We start from the raw sequence: 19203 nt of genomic DNA, 5'->3' as shown, positions 1-19203 counted from the left end.
CAGAGGTAGCGGGGGACGCGCTGGCGGTAGCGCGCGTAGGCCTCGCCGAGGCGGGCGGAGAGGTAGCGCTCCTCCTGGAGCACCAGCCCGTGGAACAGCCCCCCCAGCACCGCGCACGCCCCGAGCGTCACCAGCGACGGAGCCCAGAGCGAGGCGCCCACGAGGTACAGGTAGGAGAAGACGTAGATGGGGTTGCGCGAGCGGCGGTGGAGTCCCCGCTCGTGCAGCACGGGCGGGGCCTCCCCCGCGTCCACGCCGATGCGGAACGCCGCGCCCATGCCGTACTGCGCCGCCAGCATGCCCACCAGCCCGAGCACGCCCAGCGCCCAGCCCACCTCCGGCGGAGGGGCCAGCAGGGGTCGGCCCCAGGGCAGCGCGGACCAGCGCGGCCAGAGCGCCGCCGCCACCACCGAGCCAGCCCACACCAGCGAGACGCCGCTGATGCGCCGCGTGAGGCGCGTGTGGGCTGAGTCGGCCCCGGTGCTCCGGTAGGCCAGCGGGCCTCGGCCGAAGCGCAGGCGGTAGACGAGGCTTGCGCCCAGGTGCCCCAGCAGCAGGTGCAGCGAGATGAAGCCCAGGTAGAGCGCGGGCGCGTCGCGAAGCCCCTTCATGGTCCCACCACCTCCGCCGGGAGCCCGAAGCCCGACGACGCCCAGCCCGCGAGCTGCTCGGTGAAGTCGCGCAGCTCGCCCCGGGTCCACAGCCCCTCGAACGTCGCCGTGTTGATGTTGAGCGTGTCGCCAAAGCCCAGGCCCGTCGCGCCCCAGGTGGCCGTGTGGCTGCGCATGGAGTGGATGCGGAAGGGCGCGTCCACGAAGTGCTTGTCGAGCCGCCCCAGGTAGGTCGCCACCAGCGTGTTGGTGCGGGGCTCGGCCACCAGCCCGGGGCGCGCGTTGCGCCGCAGCACGGGCCCCGGGGCGAGCCGCGCCACCGCCATGCACTCCAGCGCCGTCGTCCAGTGCACGCCCTCGTCGAGCACGCGCCGCAGCGCCTCGCGCACCAGCGCCGCCAGGGCGGGCGCGTCCGCCAGCCGGGCGCGGACCTCCCGCAGGGGAAGCTCCAGCGGCACCGTCGAGCAGCCGTTGCCCAGCATCCGCCCCAGCCCCAGCATGCGCCGCAGGTCCACCGGCACCCGCAGGCGGATGAGCCCGTCCTTCGTGGGCTCGCGCAGCGCGACGCCCGCCAGCAGCGCGGCGAAGAAGACCTCCGAGGCCTGGACGTCCGTGCGGCCCGCCGGGAGTGTCAGGCGCGCCGTCGCCATCAACGAGCGGCCCGCGGTGTCTCCACTGCGGCGCAGGCCCAGGCCCCGCCGCGCGAGGAGCCGGCGGCGGGGGCTTACGAGGCCCAGCACCCGGCCCGGCCCGCGCAGCGCCGCGAGCAACACCTTGCCATCCGTCAGCGTCGAGGGGCCCAGCGGGGGCGACTGTGACGCGCGCCCCGCGCAGTGCAGCCAGAGCCGCTCCAGCAGGTGGGCGAGCGCCTTGGCGTCCCCGATCGCGTGGTGGAGCTGGAGGGCGAAGAGCCACGGGCCCGGAGCGCCATCGGCCAGGGGGTGGAGGTGCAGCCGCAGCGGCACGTCCCTCGCGAGGTCCACCCGGGTGTTGATGACCCGCGTCACCGCCTCGGGCTCGTCCAGCGGCTCGGCGCCTTCCAGCAGGGCCGCGTCCACCGCCTCGTCCGTGCGCGGCGCGGGCACCCACGCACCGCGCGCGTCGTCCCAGGCCACGTTGAGGCGCTCGCTCTCGCGCACCAGGGCGCGCAAGGCCCCGCGCAGCCGCGCCACGTCGGGCCGCGCGTCGATGCGCAGCAGCACCGTGGCCCAGATGGTGGCCACCTCGCCGTCCAGCCGCGCGAGGAGCGTGTCTACGAAGTTCGCGCGCATCGCTCCACCCATCCGCTCCACAGGGCCCGGGCCGCCTCGCCGTCCAGCCGCGCCCGCCCCACCGCCTCGCGCGCCCGCTCCGGCGCCGGCAGGTATTGGAAGACGATGTCGTCGGGCGCGTCCCGGCGCGGGCGGAGGCCCGTCGGCAGGTAGCCCGCCGCGAGGAGCACGGGCGTGGCCTCGGCCACCCGCTGGGGCTCGCCCATGGACAGGTGGATGAGGTCCACGCGCGCCCGCGAGGACGGGAGCGCCGTGGCCCCCTGCCCTTCCCGGGCAGGCCCCACCAGCTCCCGCCGTTCGAGCCGCAGGGACTCGTTCCAGTCGAGCGGGCGCGGCACGAGGCCCCCGGCGCGAGGGCGGCGCTCCAGCGGCGTCAGCTCCACCGTCCCCGGCAGGCCCGAGGCGGCGAGGATGGACGCGAGCCACTCCCCCCACGGCCCCGCGGGCAGGAAGCGCCGGCGCGGAGGCGGCGGCGCGAGCACCGTCGTCATCGCCAGCGCCTGCATCGGCAGGCCCGAGCCCTCCACCCCCACCAGCGTCTCCCCTTCGGTGTAGTCGACGATGAGGCCCACCGGCACGGCCCGCATGAAGCGCGACGCGTAGCGCTGCGCCATGAGGTGCAGCGTGGACGTCTGCTGGTGCAGGAAGCCCACGCGCGCCGTGAGCAGCTCCAGGAGGTGGCTCCACAGCCGCTCGTGCTCGGAGCGGTCCATGGCGGTGCGCCGGCGAGGCAGGGCCATGGAGAGCCCCGAGTCCAGCGAGTCCCGCCCCGGCTTGCACCACAGCCCCGTGTGCCAGAGGAGCGTGCCCTGGGCGTCGAACTCCCCCAGGCTGAGCAGCGCGCCGGCCCTCCAGAGCCGCGAGGCCCCTCCAGGCTCATGGAGGAGGCGGTAGGAGTAGCTCCCGGCGTAGCGCGCGTGGAGCAGCTCGCGCAGCGCGGGCTCATCGGGCTCCGCCAGCCAGCGGGTGTGCTCGCTGGGCTGGGCGGCGCGAAGGCCGTCAAAAGGGGGGGCGGCGCGTTCCCGGCACATGGAGCGTCAGCAATGCACCAACAGGGCCAGCCGGGAAGCCCTCCTCCTTCCGAGGGGATGGGCCCGGCCGCCGCCCCGCGCGCCCATCGGGTGTGCAGCCCGCTACACGGGATGGAGTACCCGGCTGCACAGGCGGCAAGCGCCTGCCCGGCCACAGGTTCGATTCCTGTCGGGGTTTTCGCGCCTCAAGCGCGCCCTGGATGATCAGGGGCGCACCCGTGGCCAATCCCCTCCGTCTTCCGGGGCAAGCCCGGAAGTCCGCACCTTGAAGTCAGGCCGGGAATCGTCAACATTGGCGGCCCATCCGCGTGCGTTCGGGCCCCCAGGTTCCGGCGGACGCCCTCGCGAGACCTCCATGCTCGACCGCCCGATGTACCTGAAGCCCGATGTCGCCATCGAGCCGCTGTTCAACCAGTGGTACGTCTGGTGGTACCTCATCTCCCCCGCCACGGCGCCGCTGTTCGTCTCCCGCCTGCACCTGAAGCTGATGCAGTCGTTCGTCGCGAACCCGGACGTGCACGTGGCCGCGCTGCAGAACCCGGCGCTGATGGGCGGCCCCTTCATCAACCACCCCGTGTCGCGCGTGAACGAGGTGAAGGCGCTGCTCGACCGCACCACCCGCGAGCAGGCGGACATGCTGGCCTACACCAAGGCCGTGTCGGACCTGGAGCAGCTCTTGGCCAGCTCCAAGGGCGAGTCCCTGGAGCCGCTCTACGCCAAGGTGCCGGACATGCTCCGCGGCTTCGTGGAGCTGCACTACGACCTGGCCCACCGCGCCAACGCCCGCATCATGGAGCCGCTGCTCTACCGCAGCAGCCTCTACAAGGAATCCGCGCAGAGCATCTCGCTGATGCGCGTGACCGGTGACGCGCGCAAGTACGTCTTCAGCACCCCGCGCCTGGAGGGCGACTCTCCCCTCTGGCTCCAGGTGCCCTACCGGCACGAGGGCATCGACGCCCTCTTTCGCATGCGCCACACCCCGGGCAGCCCCGGGCAGGTGGCGGAGATGCTGGGCGTGCCGTCCTCCGCCGCGGAGGCCTTCGCGGACCTCTTCACGGAGACCGCCCCGCGCAAGCCCGAGCCGTACACGGGCTCCGGCGTGCGCGTGCGCTACTTCGGCCACGCGTGCGTGCTGATGGAGACGCGTGAGGTGTCCGTCCTCACCGACCCCGTCATCAGCTACGAGTTCCCCACGGACCAGCGCCGCTTCACCCACGCGGACCTGCCGGAGAAGATCGACTACGTCCTCATCACGCACGGCCACGCGGACCACCTGATGATGGAGACGCTGCTGCAGCTGCGTCACCGCATCGGGACCATCGTCGTGCCCCGCTCGAACGCGTACTCGCTGGCGGACCCGTCGCTGCGCCTGGTGCTGGAGAAGACGGGCTTCAAGAACGTCATCGAGATCGACGACCTGCAGGAGATCAAGATCCCCGGCGGGTCGCTGATGGGCATCCCCTTCATCGGCGAGCACAGCGACCTGGCGGTGCAGGCGAAGACGGCGCACCTGGTGCGGCTGGCCGGCCGCTCGCTGCTGATGGCCGCGGACTCCAACGCGCTGGAGCCGCGCATGTACCAGCACCTGTCGGAGCTGGTGGGCCCGCTGGACGCGCTCTACCTGGGCATGGAGTGCGAGGGCGGCCCGATGAGCTGGATGTACGGCCCGCTGCTCAGCCAGCCCCTGCCGCGCAAGATGGATCAGTCGCGGCGGCTCAACGGCTCCGACAGCGCCCGCGCCACGGAGATCCTCAATCACCTGAACCCGAAAGAGGTCTTCATCTACGCCATGGGCCAGGAGCCCTGGCTGCGCCACGTGATGGTGCTCCAGTACGACGAGACCGCGCCCCAGATGATCGAATCCAACAAGTTCATCGAGGTCTGCAAGGGCCGCAGCATCCCCGCCGCCCGGCCCTTCCTGAGCATGGAGCGCATCCTGGAGTAGCCGCGCGCCCGCTCCCGGTGGCGCCCCCTCCTCGGATAAGGCAGGGCGCCCCGGGAGAGCGCGTCACGTCTTGGGCCAGGTGAAGCGGAACGCCGCTCCCCCGCCCGGCACGGAGTCCACCCAGGCCCGGCCTCCGCGGGTCTCGATGATCTTCCGCACCACGGACAGGCCGATGCCGGTGCCTTCGACCTTGTCGCGGCTCTCCAGCGTCTGGAAGATGCCCCAGATGCGCTCGTGGAACTCCGGGGCGATGCCCGCACCGTTGTCCGCGACGGTGAACTCGTACTGCTCCCCCGCGTCCCGCCACGTCACCTGGATGCGCGGATCCGGCCGGTGCAGGCGGGTGAACTTGAGCGCGTTCCCGATGAGGTTCAGGAACACCTGCTGCAGCTTCACGCGCTCGGCGCTCACCGTGGGCGCGCCCGGCTGCACCTTCACCTCCGCCTCGGGCGGCGGGGCCAGCAGCTCCACCACCTCCTTGAGCAGGGCGCCCGTGTCCACGGCGGCCGGATCGCTCAGCTTGCCCGCGCGGGAATAGGTGAGGATGCCGTCGATGAGCGCCTCCATGCGGTGCACGCGGCCGTGCAGGAGCGTGATGAACTCGCGCGCCTCGCTGGTGAGGTTGGAGCCCAGCTCCTCCTTGAGCCACTCCGCCAGGTTGGCGATGCCGCGCAGCGGCGCCTTGAGGTCGTGCGAGGCCACGTAGGCGAACTGATCCAGCTCGCGGTTGGACTGCTCCAGCGCCTGGGTGAGCCGCACCAACTCCCGCGTCCGCTCCTCCGCCTGCTGGCGGGAGCGCACCATGTCGGTGACCTCCACCGCATGGGTCATGACGCCGAAGGCCTCCCCGTCCTCGTCGATGAGCGGCTGGTAGACGAAGTTGAAGTACGCGTCGTCCACCCGGCCGAAGCGCGCGACCCGCACGGGCACCTCGTTCCCGACGAAGGGCTGCTTCGTGGCGTACACCTGGTCGTAGAGCTCGAAGAGGCCCTGGCCCGCCAGGTCCGGGAACGCGTCCGGGATGGTCTTCCCCACCAGGGGGCGGTTGCCCGTCATCTGATCGTAGCCCGGGTTGACCACCTGGATGACGTGCTGGGGCCCGCGGGCCACCATGATGGAGGCGGGGGCCTGCATGAAGACCTGGGTCAGCCGGTTGCGCTCCAGCTCCAGCTGCTGCTCCAGGCGGTGCTGCTGGGTGATGTCACGCACGGTGAGCACCACGCCCAGATGGACGCGGGTGTCGGTGTACACCGGGACGGCGCTGCCCTGGACGCGCAGCCTGTGGCCGTCGGACGTGGAGATGCTCCACACCTCGTTGAGGACGCGCTCCCCCCGCCCCGCCCGCGCCGGGGGCAGCTCGTCGGCGGAGAGCGGCGTGCCGTCGACCCGCTCCTGCCGGAAGCCCTGGGCGGCGAAGGGCTCGCCCACGCACAGGCCCGGGTAGAGCGTCCGGGCCATCTCGTTGATGAAGCTGACGCGGCCCGCGGTGTCGAAGGTGATCACCGCGTCGGCGATGTGGCCCAGCATCGCGACGCGCTCGGCCGCCAACGCTTCGATGCTCCTGCGCGCCAGCACCTGCTCCGTGGTCTCCACCGCGTGCGCCATGATGCCGAACACGCTCCCGCTCGCGTCCTTGAGCGGCTGGTAGACGAAGTCCACGTAGACGTCCTCCATCGCCCCGGTGCCCTTGCGGTCCAGGCGGACCAGTGCGTCGTGCGCGATGTAGGGCTTGCCGGTGGACCTCACGTTGTCCAGCAGCTGCAGGAAGCCCTGATCCGCGATCTCGGGCAGGGCCTCGCGCAGGGGCTTGCCGATCAGGTCCCGGTTGCCTGTCAGCTGCTGGTACAGCGGGTTGGAGACGGTGAAGCGGTGCTCGGGCCCCTCCAGCACGGCGATGCTGGCCGGGGCCTGCATGAAGACCTCATACAGGCGCTCGCGCTCCGCCCGCGCCTCCGCCAGCGCACGGTCGCGCTCGGTGCGCGCCCGGACCTCGCGGGTCACGTCGAAGACGGAGACGAAGACGCCGCCCACGGCGCCCGTCTCGTCGCGGACCGGGCTGTAGCAGAGCGTGAGGTAGAACTCCTCGGGGTAGCCGTGCGGCGCGAGCGGATACATCCGCTCCTCGAAGTTGACCGTCTCCCCGTTGAAGATGCGCGGGTAGATGGTCTCGTTGATGTGCCACACCTCCGGCCAGCACTCCTTGTTGCCCTGCCCCAGGCCCCCGGGGTGCTTGGCGCCCATGAGCAGCCGGTACCCGTCGTTGTAGAACTGGTAGAGTTCCGGCCCCCACAGGACGATGAGCGGGAACTGGGAGCCCAGCACCATGCTCACCGCCGTCTTGAGGCTCTGGGGCCAGGTGTCCACGGGGCCCAGCGGGTGCGTGCTCCAGTCCTTCGCCCGGTACAGCGCGCCGACCTCGCCGCCATCTGGGAAGACCTGGGCCGCTGCGTCGGTTGCTGGCTTCCACTGCACGGTCATGTCAGGGCATCTCCACGAGGGTCCAGTACTTGTTGAGCGTGGCCATGACCTCCACGAAGTTGATGAAGGTGACGGGCTTGAGCAGGTAGCCGGCGACGTTCAGGTTGTACGCGTCGATCTTGTCCCGCTCATCCGCGGACGTGGTGAGCACCACCACGGAGACCGTCCGCAGCTCCGGATCCGCGCGCAGCACGCGCAGGAACTCGATGCCGTTCATCTTCGGGAGGTTCAAGTCCAGCAGCACCAGCCGGCGCCCCTCTGGCACCGCGCCGTTGCGCAGCATCTCCAGCCCCTCCAGCCCGTTGCTGGCGACGTAGAGCGGGTTGGCGATGTGGTTCTTCTGGAAGGCGCGGCGGACATTCATCACGTCCACTTCGTCGTCTTCAATCAGCAGGATGTGCAGCGTCCTGTCACCGGAGGTGGCGGTGGTCATTTCCGAGCCTTTCGAGCCTGCGCGGCGTCCAGACCCAAGAGGAGCCCGAGCACGCAGGCATCTAGCGTTCGCTTCCGTGCGGATATCAGGCACGTTCGGGCAACTGTCTGCTTCCTGACGCGACTCTTCGCATGCCTGCTCGGGAAGGCGCCTGGAGAGTGTCGACCATCCTTCACTTCGCGCCCATGGGTTGAGGGCCCTCGCGCGGGGACGGTATGGCGATAGGCCTCGTGCGCCTTCCCCCTCCCATGGATGACTCCCAGAAGACGAAGGAAGAGCTCCTCGAGGAGCTCCAGGGCCTGCGCAAGGCCCTGCGCCAGAACAGTGTCGAACTGGACCAGTTCACCTACGTGGCCAGTCACGACCTCCGGGCCCCCCTGCGGGGCATCTCCAACCTGTCCCAGTGGCTGGAGGAGGACCTGGGGCCGCGGTTGTCTCCGGGGGCGCGCAGGCAGATGGAGCTCTTGCGCGGACGCGTGCAGCGGATGGAGACCATGCTGGATGGCCTGCTGGACTACAGCCGGGCAGGCCGTGCCCGCCACCAGCCCGAGCCCATGCCGGTGGACCGGCTGATCCACGAAGCGCTGGAGCGGCTGGCCCCCGGGCCCTCCGCGCGGCTGGAAGTGGGTCCCGGGATGCCGGTGCTCGTCACGGAGCGCCCCGCGCTCCAGCAGGTCTTCCAGCACCTGCTCTCCAACGCCCTGAAGCACGCGGGCCGCGAGGACGTGCGGATCCGCGTGGAGGTGGAGGCCACCCCCGCCTTCCATCACTTCTCCGTCGCGGATGACGGCCAGGGAATCTCCTCCCGCTACCACGAGAAGATCTGGAGTCCGTTCCAGACGCTCGTGTCGCGCGACAAGGTCGAGGGCGCCGGCATGGGCCTGTGCGTCGTCAAGAAGCTCGTGGAGAGTCGCGGCGGCCGGACCTGGGTCGAGTCGGCCGAAGGCGCGGGCGCCACCTTCCATTTCACCTGGCCCGGGTCCGAGGAACGCCTCACGTGAGTGAAACCCCTGCCTCGACTTCCCCCGTGGAGGTCCCCCCCCTGACCGAGCGTCTCCGGCTGCTGCTCGTCGATGACGACGAGGTCGACCGGCTCCTGGTCCAGCGTCTCCTCGGCACGACCGGGCTCGCGGTGGACGTGGTGGAGGCCGCGAGCGGAAGCGAGGCCCTGGAGCACCTGAAGGCGCGGTCCTTCGACGTCATCCTCCTGGACTTCTTCCTGCCAGGGGAGGACGGGTTCTGGGTGCTGTGCGAGATGGGCAGCCGCGGCTCGCGCTCCCCCATCGTCGTCCTCACGGGCCAGGGCAGCGAGCAGACGGCCGTCGAGCTGATGAAGGCGGGCGCGTCCGACTACATCGCCAAGAGCCGGTTGTCCGCGGAGCGGCTGGAGCAGAGCCTGCGCCAGGCCATGAGGCTGCACCTGGCGGAGCAGCGGCACCGGGCGCTCGCGGAGGCCCTGCCGCAGATCGTCTGGACAGCGGGCCCGGACGGCCGCCCGGACTACTTCAACCAGCGCTGGTACGACTACACCGGCCTGCCGGCCAGGCCCGCGTCGGAGGAGCGCGGGAGCGCGCCCCCCCTGCTCCCCCGGGACGTCCTCCATGCCGATGACGTGATGGGCTGCCTGGACCGGTGGAGTGAGAGCCGGCTGGCGGGAGGGGCTTTCGAGTGCGAGGGCCGCATCCGGCGCCACGCGGACGGCGCCTGGCGCTGGCACCTCATCCAGGCCCTGCCGCTGCGCAACGCGCACGGCCGCATCCTCCAGTGGCTGGGCACCTGCACCGACATCGATGATCAGAAGCGCGCGGCGGAGACACTGAGCTTCCTGGCGGAGGCGAGCACCATGCTCACCGCCTCGCTGGAGATGTCCGTCACGCTCGAGCGGCTCTCCGCGCTGATCCTCCCGAGGCTGGGCGACTGGTGCGCGGTCTACCTCCAGGACGACGACGGCCCCGTGCGCCAGGCGATGGTGGCCCACGTGGATGCTTCACGGGTGCCCCTGCTGCGCGAGCAGCACCGCGCCTTCAATCCGTCCGCCACCGCCAGCCACGGCGTCGCGCGGGTGCTGCGCACGGGCGTGCCGGAGCTGGTGCCCGAGCTCACCGACGCCGTCCTCCATGAAGCCCTGGGCCCCGCGGGCGACGACGCGCGGATCCGCCCGGGGTCGTGGATCATCGTCCCGCTGTGGGCGCAGCGGCGCGTCTTCGGGGCGCTGATGGTGTGCGCCCTCCCGTCCGGCCGCCGCTACGGCGCGCGGGACATGGAGCTGGTGCAGGAGCTGGCGCGGCGGGCGGAGATCGCCATCGACAACGCCCGGCTGTTCGAGATGGCCAAGGCCGAGCACCTGGGCGCCGAGCAGGCCAACCGCGCCAAGGACGAATTCCTGGCCGCGGTCTCCCACGAGCTGCGCACCCCGCTGATGGCGATGGTGGGCTGGACGCGGATGCTGCGCTCGGGGCAGCTGGGCCCGGAGAAGGCCGCCCGGGCCCTGGAGGCGGTGGAGCGCAACACGCAGGTGCAGACGCAGCTCATCGAGGACCTCCTCGACGTGTCGCGGATCATCACCGGCAAGATGCGGCTGGAGATCCGTCCGGTGGTCCCCGGCATGTTCATCGAGGCGGCGCTGGACTCGGTGCGGCACGCCGCCGAGGCGAAGGGCGTCACGCTCTGCGCCGAGCTGCCGCCGGGCTCCGGCTCCATCCACGGCGACGCGGACCGGCTGCAGCAGGTGGTCTGGAACCTGCTCTCCAACGCCATCAAGTTCACGCCCCGGGGCGGCCAGGTCACCGTGCGCCTGCGGTGGGTGGAGGGCCACGTCGTCATCGAGGTCCAGGACACCGGCCAGGGCATCCCCCGGGCCTACCTGGGCCAGATCTTCGAGCGCTTCTGGCAGGTGGACGGGAGCTCCACCCGGAAGCATGGCGGGCTGGGGCTGGGGCTGGCCATCGTGCGGCACCTCACGGAGCTGCACGGGGGCACCATCGAGGCGACGAGCCAGGGCGAGGGACATGGCGCCCTCTTCCGGTTGACGCTGCCGCTGGCGACCGCGGCCTCGTCGCGGGGAAGCGCGCCCCTCGTCCAGGTCCAGGCGCGCCAGGAAGTGCCCTCGCTCGATTCAGGAGTGCTGAAGGGCCTGCAGGTGCTGGTGGTGGACGACGAGCCAGACGCGCTCGAGCTGCTCGCCGTGGTGCTGGAGAGCCGCGGGGCCCAGGTCTTCACGGCCTCCAGCACCCGCCAGGCGCTGGAGAAGCACCAGCTCCACCGCCCTCACGTCATCATCTCCGACATCGGCATGCCGGGAGAGGACGGCTATTCCTTCATCCGCAGGCTGCGCGCCCTGCCACTGGAGCAGGGAAGCCAGACGCCGGCCATCGCGCTCACCGCCTTCGCGCGGATGGAGGACCGCACCCGGGCGCTGCTCGCGGGCTTCCAGATGCACGTGCCCAAGCCCATCGAGCCGGCGGAGCTGATCATCGTCCTGGCCTCGCTCACCGGGCGGCACCCTCAGGTGGACTCACAGCTCCAGGCCGTCCGCCAGGCGCCGTGACCGCACGTACAGGAACAGCAGGCCGCATGCGCTCAGCACCGCGGACAGGCCCAACGCTCCCGCGACATGGGGGAGTGGGCCCTCAGTGCTTGCGGCGCTGGAGCCTGCGCAGGCCCGTGAGCAGCGCCTCGCCGTCCGGCGTGCCCAGCCCCGTGCACGCGTTCCACAGCGTCGCGTCGCTGGCGAAGTACGCGCCGTTGCCGCCGTGGGTGATGCGACGGACGACGGGCTGTCCCTCGGTGACGAGCGCGTACAGCCGGGGATGGAGGAACCCCACGCGCGCCCCCAGCGCCTCGTTGAGGCGGACGATGAGCGCGGCCCACATGGGGGCCGCGGCGCTCGTGCCCGCGGCCACGCCCTGCTGGCCCTTGAAGACGATTTGATAGCCGGTGTGCAGGTCCGCGTTCGCCGCGACGTCCGGCACGCCCCGGCCGGTGCTCCGGGACACTTCGAACACGCCGTTCTTCCACGACGACTTCACCAGGTCCGGCACGCCCATGCCCTGCTGGTACAGCGGCAGCGCGTTCATGGTGCTGACGCCGCCGCTGCTCGCGCCCGCGGCCGTGGCGCTGGGGCCCATGGACATCGCCTCGCCCAGGCGGTTCCACACGCGCTCGTGGTGGAGGACGTCTCCCACCGCTTCCAGCGTGGTGCCGCCGCAGCCCAGCACCAGCGCGCTCGCCGCGGGGTAGCTCGTCGCGGCCAGGGTGATGGCGCCCGTGGGTGAGCGGGCATTCACCGGCACCTGCGACCCCAGGTCACCGGACGCGGCGCACACGGTGATGCCCAGGAGCGCCGCCTTGATGAAGAGCCGCTCGAAGGCCAGCTCCTCGCCCTGCTGGATGAGCGACCCTTCGTAGAAGGACCAGCTGGTGGTCAGCACCGACGGCAGGTTCTGCCGGTCGCTGATGGCCTCCGCCAGGACGCTGTAGTAGTCGCGCAGCGAGTAGTCCCTGGACGCCGCGTTGTAGACGACGACGCGCGCGGCGGGACACACGGAGGCCACCAGCTCCACGTCCATGGTGACCTCCGCGTTGGAGGCGGTGTTGAGGAGGCCCGCCTTGTTCGGCCCCACGTTCACCACCGGCGCCGTGCGCTCCACCCCCACGGACTTCAGGTAGGCATCCAGGTCCGACTGCTTGTAGCCACCCGCCAGTTCAATGATGCCCACGCACTGGCCCTCGCCCTGGTTGCGGGGGTAGCGGTAGAGGTTCGCCACCTGGGGCGCCGTGTACGAGCGCAGCCCGGCCTGCTGGGCCTGCTCCCGGGAGATGGGCAGGGCCGCCGAGTTGTGGGTGACGAGCGGCCGCGTGTCCAGCCCCAGGACCCACTCCGCCACGCCTTGCAGCGCGCGCGGCAGGGTCACCGGCTTCGTGTGCGTCAGGTAGGAGGTCTTCCCGTGGGTGAAGCGGCGCAGGTCCACCTCGAAGGCCTTGCGCACCGCGGCCGTGGAGCCCTGGAGCACGACGGAGCCCAGGTCGCGCCGCTCCGAGGTGATGGTGAGGCCATGGCTCTTCGCGAAGCGCCGCACGGCGGCGAGGTGCTTCGGGTTCGTGCCGTACTTCGCCTCGAACTCGTCGTGGGTGAGCGGGCGGCGCGGCGGGTTCGCGCACAGCTCCTCCACCGTGGGCAGCGGCGCCCCGTGACGCAGCAACAGGGTGACCTCCACCGTGCCGGTGGCGGAGCGGCTCCGGAGCGGGGGGTGGAGGGACGCCGGGGACACACGCGCGCTCTGCGTCAGGGGGATGCGGGCCATGCGTGGCGTTCTACCACGCAGGGTCCGGGCTCCCGGAAGCCGGGGCCGGATCGTATCCACGAGCGCGGGCCCCGGTTAGGCTCGCCCGCCTGCCCATGGACCGAGTCCTCCGCATCAAGCCCCACCTGCGCGCCGAGGTGCTCGACGCGCGGCGCGTGTTCCTCGTCGGGGAGCGCGCCCAGTTCCTGCTGGAGGGGGAGCTGCACGCGAGCATCGTGCCCCTGCTGGATGGCGAGCGCACCGTGGAGAACGTCATCGCCGCGCTGGCGGGACGGGCCTCCGCGCCGGAGGTGCTCTACGCGCTGTCGCTCCTGGAGGAGCGCGGGCACGTGGAAGAAGCGCACGACGTCTTCGACGCCAGCGTCGCCGGCTTCTGGGAGTCATTGGGCGTGGGCGCGGCCACCGCGGCCGGGCGGCTGCTGGACGTGTCCGTCTCCGTGCACGCGGTGGACGGCGAGGATGTCGAAGGGCTGGCGGAGGCGCTGCGCGACACCGGCCTGGACGTGCGCGAGGACGCCGACCGCCGCGTGCTGCTGGTGGACGACTACCTGTCGCAGGAAGCACTCGCGCTCGTGGAAGAGGCCCGGAGCGCGGGCGCCGCGTTCCTCCCGCTGAAGGTGTCCGGCACCGCGTGCCACGCGGGCCCGGTGGTGGGCACCGGCGAGCGCGCCTGCTGGACGTGTCTCACGGCGCGGCTGCTGGACAACCGCCCCATCGAGAAGTACCTCGCGCGCAAGGGCACCCCGCCGCGCGCCATCCGCCCGCCGCGCACGGGCCTGCCCACCACCGCGAAGGCGGGGCTGTCCTTCGCGGCGACGCTCGTGGCCCGCTGGGTGGTGGACGGCCCCGGCGTCCCGGGACAGACGCGGCTGTGGACGCTGGACTTCGCCAGCTGGAAGCTGGAATCGCACGCGGTGGCGCGGCGTCCGCAGTGCCCGGATTGCGGCGACCCGCACTGGATGGAGGCGCGCGCGAAGAGGCCCCTGGAGCTGGCCTCGCGCTCCAAGCGCTTCACCGACGACGGCGGCCACCGCATCCTCACGCCCGAGCAGACCTGGGAGCGCCACCGCCACCTCATCAGCCCGGTGACGGGCGTGGTGAGCGACCTGCGCGCGGTGCCGGGAGACGCGCCGCTGGGCCACATCCAGTCCGCCGTCTTCCGCGTGTGCCCGTGGACGGACGCGCCGGCCTCCGACGACTTCCACCGAGTGGCCAGCGGCAAGGGCCGCACGGAGGCCCAGGCCCGCGCGGGCGCGCTGTGTGAAGCCCTGGAGCGCTACAGCGCGGTGTTCCAGGGCGACGAGCCCCGCGTCCACGCCACGGCGTCCCAGCTGGGCGCGCAGGCCGTGCACCCGGACGCGCTCCAGCACTTCAGCGCCGCGCAGTTCCAGGCCCGGCCCGAAAGCGCGAGCCGCGACATGCGCACCGCGGTGCCCCGTCCGTACGCGGATCAACCCATGGACTGGAGCCCCGCGTATTCGCTCACGCACGGGGTCCACAAGTACGTGCCCACGGCGTTCGCGTACCTCTTCGCGCCCCCGCCCCCGTCTGGAGACGGCCCGTTCTGCTTCTTCAACTCCAACGGGAACGCCGCGGGCAACTGCGTGGAGGAGGCCATCCTCCAGGGCTTCCTGGAGCTGGTGGAGCGCGATGCGGTGGCGCTCTGGTGGTACAACCGCCTGCGCCGTCCGCGCGTGGACCTGCGCTCGTTCGACGAGCCGTGGTTCGCGTCCGTGAGCGCGCACTACCAGTCGCTCGGCCTCCAGCTGTCGGTGTTGGACCTCACGCACGACCTGGGCATCCCGGTGTTCGCCGCGCTCGTGTGGTCACCGGAGCGCGGCCGGGCCTGGGCCGGGTGCGGCTGCCACTTCGACGCGAAGCTCGCCGTGCAGCGCGCGCTCACGGAAGTGGCCCAGTGCTACGACCCGAAGGACCTGTCGCCGTCGCCCTGGGACGCCAGCGCGCACGGCGACGTCAGCTGGCTCTTCCCCAACGACCTGGTCCCTGCTCGCGTCCGCGCCGACTTCCCCCACGTGGGACACAGCGACCTGCGGGACGACGTGCGCGAGTGCGTGGCGCGGGCCGCGAGCGTGGGCCTGGAGACGCTGGTGGTGGAGCAATCACGGCCCGACGTGGGCGTATCCGCGGTGAAGGTCATCGTCCCGGGGCTGCGCCACTTCTGGCAGAGGTTGGGCCCCGGACGGCTGTATGACGTCCCCGTGCGGATGGGGTGGCTGAAGGCCCCGAAGACCGAAGCGCAGCTCAACCCCGTGCCCTTCTACTTCTGAGTGATGGCGCCGCCTCCTGCCCCCAAGCCTCGCATCCTCCTGGTCCAGTGCGGCCCCGACCGGCGCCACGTGGACCGCGAGACGGAGGACTTCGACCCGGAGCGAGGCCTGGTGAAGCGCGCGACGATGACGCCGCTGGCCTGCGCGACGCTCGCGGCGCTCACGCCGGACGCCTTCACCGTGGACATCTGGGACGAGGAGCTGCACGGCCAGCTGCGCGCGGACACGGAGCTGCCGGACTACGACATCGTCGGCGTGTCGGTGATGTACTCCGCCCTCACCTACCAGGCGCGCTTCCTGGGCGGCCACTTCCGCGACCGGGGCGCCACCGTGGTCGCGGGCGGCCCCGCCATCTCCGCCGCGCCAGAGGACTACCGGGGCTTCTTCGACGCCCTCTTCGTCAACGAGGCGGAGCGCACCTGGCCGCGCTTCCTCGCGGACTGGCTCGCGGGCGAGTACGCGCCCGAGTACCGTCAGCTGGACAAGCCGTCGCTGAGCGAGAGCCCCCTGCCCCGCTGGGACGCCATCGCGGCGGACCTCCCGCGCTACGCGTGGGGCTCCGTGCAGACCACGCGCGGCTGTCCGTTCGACTGCTCCTTCTGCGACGTCATCTACCTGTACGGCCGCAAGCAGCGGCACAAGCCGGTGGAGCGCGTGCTGGACGAGGTGCGCGCCCACGCGGCGCTCGGAGCCGAGGGCGTCTTCTTCGCGGACGACGAGTTCATCGGCGACGCGGCGTACGCGAAGGAGGTGCTCGCGGGGCTGGTGCCCCTCAACCGCGCCCTGCCCCGTCCGCTGCGCTTCTTCACCCAGGTGACGATGAACCTGAGCCGCGACGCCGCGCTCCTGGAAGGCATGGCGGACGCCAACTTCTACACCGTCGTCCTGGGCATCGAGTCCTTCGACACCGGCGCGCTCAAGGAAGCGCAGAAGCACCAGAACGTGCGCGCGGACCTCGTGGGCGACCTCTTGCGCATCCAGGCGCACGGCATCGGGCCCCGGGGCAGCTTCATCGTCGGGTTCGATCACGACACGCCCGCGGTCTTCGACTCGCTGCACGCGAACATCCAGCGCACGCACCTGCCCTGGGTGGTGGTGGCGCCCCTCCAGGCCCCGCGCGGCACGAAGCTGTGGACGCGGCTGCGCGCGGAAGGCCGGCTGGCCACGCCCCGCAGGGCGCACGCGAAGGACCGGGGCGCCATCGTGCTCAACGTGATGCCCCTGGGCATGACGCGGCCCCAGCTGCTCGAAGGCTTCCGCGACCTGGTGGAGCGGCTGTCCACCTGGGACGCCGCCTGCGAGCGCATCCGCGGCTTCATCGCCGGCATCCAGCGCCCGCCCCAGGTGGAGGAGCCCCACTGGCCGGAGGCCGTCACCGACCGCTTCCTGCGCGAAGCCACCGCCGCCTGGGCCCTGGCGCCGTCCGAGCGCCACGCCCTGGGAGACACGCTCGCCCAGGTGCGCCGCACCGCCCCGGCGATGCTGCCGCGCGCGGTGTTCTTCCTCGCGCGCAACCAGAACGAGCGCCGCCGCCATGAGCGCCTCTTCACGGACTTCGACGCGGTGCTGGCCGCCGAGCGCCAGGGTGACCTCGTGCCGGACACACAGCCCGTCTACGTCCCGCCGGGCTTCGCCACCGCGATGCGCGACGTGTTCCCGGACCTCTTCGTGCGCCTGAGCCGCGACCTGCCGGACCGCCGCGACGTGCCGGAGGCTTCACGCGACGTGCTGGTGGACTTCGTCGCTCGCTGGGGCGAAGGCTTCCAGGCGCTCCAGCCGCAGCACCACGAATTCCTGCGCGAATTGTGCGACCGTGAGGTGGCGGCGCGCGGTGGCCATCCGGGCACGTTGGAGGTCGAGGAAGAGCAGGCCCTGCGCACCCAGGCGCGCCGCACCGGCCTGCTGGAAGCACTGCTCAAGGACGTGCGCGACGAGCTCGCGAGCTGGGGACCCTGACGCATGCGGGACGGCCTTCACATCTTCGACGCGGACCGGCACGTCCTGGAGCCGCTGAGCCTGTGGGCGGAGCAGCTGGAGCCCGGCCTGCGCCGGCACGCGCCCCGCCCCGGGCGCCTCCCGGACGAGACGCTGGAGGAGCGCCTGGAGCGCCTGGGTCCCCAGGGCCTCTTGCCCGTGCTGCCCCTGCCGGAGGTGGACGGCAAGCCGCTGTGGAACCACATGCCGGAGAAGGCCTGGCTGGCGTTCTCCGAGCGCTCCTACGCGCAACTGGGGCGCAATGAGCTGCTGCAGCGGCCAGACGTGTACCTGGCCCAGATGGATCGCGACGGCGTGGATATGGCGGCGCTCTTCCCCACCTACGCGCTGCTCCTGGAGGGCTTCTCCCCCCTGGAGCCCCGCGTCGCCACGGCCTTCGCGTCCGTCTACAACACCTGGCTGCGCGGGTTCTGCGCGCACCAGCCGGAGCGCCTGCGCGGCGTGGGGCTCATCAGCCGGCACCAGCCGGAGGCCATGGTCGCGGAGGTCCGCCGCGTCGCGGGCTTCGGCTGGCGCGCCGTCATGGTACGCCCCAACCCCATCGGCGGACGCCTGCTGTCGGACGCCGCCTACGAGCCCTTCTGGTCCGAGTGCGAGAAGCTCTCACTCGCGGTCGTGCTCCACGGCAGCGGCCACGTCTACGTGCCGTCCGCGGGCGCGGACCGCTTCGACACCCGCTTCGCCAACCACGTGTGCGCCCACCCCATGGAGCTGATGATGGGGCTGCTCGCGCTCCTCCAGGGGGGCGTGCTGGAGCGGCACCCGGCCCTGCGCATTGGCGCCATGGAGGCCGGCTGCGGGTGGCTCCCGTACTGGGCGTGGCGTTTGGATGAGGAATATCGCGCTGTGGGTGCAGAGGTCTCCGCCACCATCCGACAGCTCCCTTCAGCGTACCTGCGCCAGCACTGCTTCGTTTCCGTGGAACCGGACGAGCCGTACCTGTCTGACGTGGTGCGACACCTCCCGGAGGACCGATTGGTATTCGGAAGCGACTTCCCGCATCTCGACCACGGCGAGGATGTGCTGGGTGCGATGCTGTCCTTGCGTGACGTGATGACCGAAAGTCGTCTACGAAAGGTTCTCTGGGAAAACCCGACTCGGTTCTACGGTGTGGGACCGTGAGGCCGCACGAATGAGATTGTCGCTCGCCGAAGGTGTGGCGCTGCGTTGCCCCGACGCGGAGGACGCGCGCGTGGAGGGTCCTGGCCGCTCACTGCGGTTGGGCCCGCTGGCCCCCGGTGTGCGCGCCGTCTTCGAGTCGCTCGCGGACGGAGGCATCCACGAGACGGAGGTGCCGGCCGCCGCGGGCTCGGACACGACGCTCGCGTGGTACTGGCTGGACCTGGCGGGAGACGGCGGCCTGCTGTCGTGGACGGTGGAGGAGCGCGGCAACCTGCTCCTGACGCTCACGCCCGCGTCCGCGTCCTTCCTGCGCCACCGCGCGACGTTCGACGCGTCCCAGCCCCTGCAACTGTCGCGCTTCGCGCACACGCGCATGGCGGAGGGCCGCGCGGTGCTGGACTGCCCCACGGTGCACGCCACCGCGGCGCTGCATGATCGGCGCGTGGTGTCGCTGCTCTTCGACATGGCCCGCCCCACGCTGCTGGCGCGGCTCAACCAGTTCAACACCGGCATCGAGTCCTTCACGCTGCGCGAGCTGGTGCGCCTGCTGGCGGAGACGGGCATCCTGGTCCCCAACGGCCTGGACGTGCCGGCGTCGGAGGAGACGCAGACGGCGCTCAAGCAGTGGGAGCCGCACGACCTGCTCTTCCACCTGCGCTCACGCGGCTGGGGCCACCAGACGCGCGCGGGGGCCACCTACCGCTTCCGGGGAGAGCTGCCCAACCC

General features: G+C 71.7%; 13 protein-coding genes. 7 read left to right on the top strand and 6 right to left on the bottom strand.

All coding sequences use genetic code 11. The features are described 5' to 3' along the window. From D7V80_RS32325 to D7V80_RS32315, 3 genes are all read right to left on the bottom strand, one after another. The coding region (locus D7V80_RS32325) for an isoprenylcysteine carboxylmethyltransferase family protein (RefSeq protein WP_147447281.1) at positions 1-611 on the bottom strand (611 nt) is incomplete at its 3' end. Next, positions 608-1882, bottom strand: coding sequence for a hypothetical protein (locus tag D7V80_RS32320; protein ID WP_120591784.1), 1275 nt, complete (start codon positions 1880-1882; stop codon positions 608-610). The genes D7V80_RS32320 and D7V80_RS32325, both read right to left, overlap by 4 nt. Next, on the bottom strand, positions 1864-2913 hold the full coding sequence (locus D7V80_RS32315; protein WP_120591783.1) for a hypothetical protein: 1050 nt from the start codon (positions 2911-2913) through the stop codon (positions 1864-1866). The genes D7V80_RS32320 and D7V80_RS32315 overlap by 19 nt, the downstream gene beginning before the upstream one ends. Positions 2914-3268: 355 nt before the next feature. Between D7V80_RS32315 and D7V80_RS32310 the strand changes: the two genes are divergently transcribed. After that, positions 3269-4858 (top strand): MBL fold metallo-hydrolase, encoded by a 1590-nt coding sequence (locus D7V80_RS32310; protein WP_120591782.1) that lies wholly within the window; start codon positions 3269-3271, stop codon positions 4856-4858. 63 nt (positions 4859-4921) lie between these two features. On the opposite strand, the gene D7V80_RS32305 is transcribed toward D7V80_RS32310, so the two are convergent. Then, the gene (locus D7V80_RS32305; RefSeq protein WP_120591781.1) at positions 4922-7336 is read right to left on the bottom strand and encodes a PAS domain-containing sensor histidine kinase; all 2415 of its coding nucleotides are present in this window, start codon (positions 7334-7336) and stop codon (positions 4922-4924) included. Between the two features lies 1 nt (position 7337). Further along, positions 7338-7769: a response regulator gene (locus tag D7V80_RS32300; protein ID WP_120591780.1), complete on the bottom strand. Its 432-nt coding sequence runs from the start codon at positions 7767-7769 to the stop codon at positions 7338-7340. 230 nt (positions 7770-7999) lie between these two features. Between D7V80_RS32300 and D7V80_RS32295 the strand changes: the two genes are divergently transcribed. Both D7V80_RS32295 and D7V80_RS43725 read left to right on the top strand, forming a co-directional pair. Further along, positions 8000-8770, top strand: a complete 771-nt coding sequence (locus D7V80_RS32295; protein ID WP_158616737.1) for an ATP-binding protein — start codon at positions 8000-8002, stop codon at positions 8768-8770. Continuing rightward, positions 8767-11316 carry a response regulator gene (locus D7V80_RS43725; RefSeq protein WP_158616736.1) on the top strand — a complete coding sequence of 850 codons (2550 nt, stop codon included), beginning with the start codon at positions 8767-8769 and terminating at the stop codon, positions 11314-11316. The genes D7V80_RS32295 and D7V80_RS43725 overlap by 4 nt, the downstream gene beginning before the upstream one ends. Positions 11317-11398: 82 nt before the next feature. On the opposite strand, the gene D7V80_RS32285 is transcribed toward D7V80_RS43725, so the two are convergent. After that, positions 11399-13072 carry a protease pro-enzyme activation domain-containing protein gene (locus D7V80_RS32285; RefSeq protein ID WP_120591777.1) on the bottom strand — a complete coding sequence of 558 codons (1674 nt, stop codon included), beginning with the start codon at positions 13070-13072 and terminating at the stop codon, positions 11399-11401. A gap of 95 nt (positions 13073-13167) precedes the next feature. Here D7V80_RS32285 and D7V80_RS32280 point away from each other — a divergent pair, with 95 nt between their 5' ends. The 4 genes from D7V80_RS32280 to D7V80_RS32265 all read left to right on the top strand — a co-directional run. Continuing rightward, the gene (locus D7V80_RS32280; protein WP_120591776.1) at positions 13168-15360 is read left to right on the top strand and encodes a TOMM precursor leader peptide-binding protein; all 2193 of its coding nucleotides are present in this window, start codon (positions 13168-13170) and stop codon (positions 15358-15360) included. A 3-nt stretch (positions 15361-15363) separates the two neighbouring features. Continuing rightward, positions 15364-17316, top strand: a complete 1953-nt coding sequence (locus D7V80_RS32275; protein WP_147447280.1) for a radical SAM protein — start codon at positions 15364-15366, stop codon at positions 17314-17316. Positions 17317-17319: 3 nt separating this feature from the next. Beyond that, on the top strand, positions 17320-18477 hold the full coding sequence (locus D7V80_RS32270) for an amidohydrolase family protein (RefSeq protein ID WP_120591774.1): 1158 nt from the start codon (positions 17320-17322) through the stop codon (positions 18475-18477). Positions 18478-18487: 10 nt separating this feature from the next. Further along, positions 18488-19203, top strand: a 716-nt coding sequence (locus D7V80_RS32265; protein ID WP_199738909.1) for a hypothetical protein, incomplete at its 3' end; no start/stop codon positions are given.

This window comes from Corallococcus sp. CA054B, assembly GCF_003611625.1.
GTDB classification, from domain to species: Bacteria; Myxococcota; Myxococcia; order Myxococcales; family Myxococcaceae; genus Corallococcus; species Corallococcus coralloides.
Note: the sequence above shows the minus strand (reverse complement) of the source record. Positions and strands in the feature narration are given on the sequence as shown.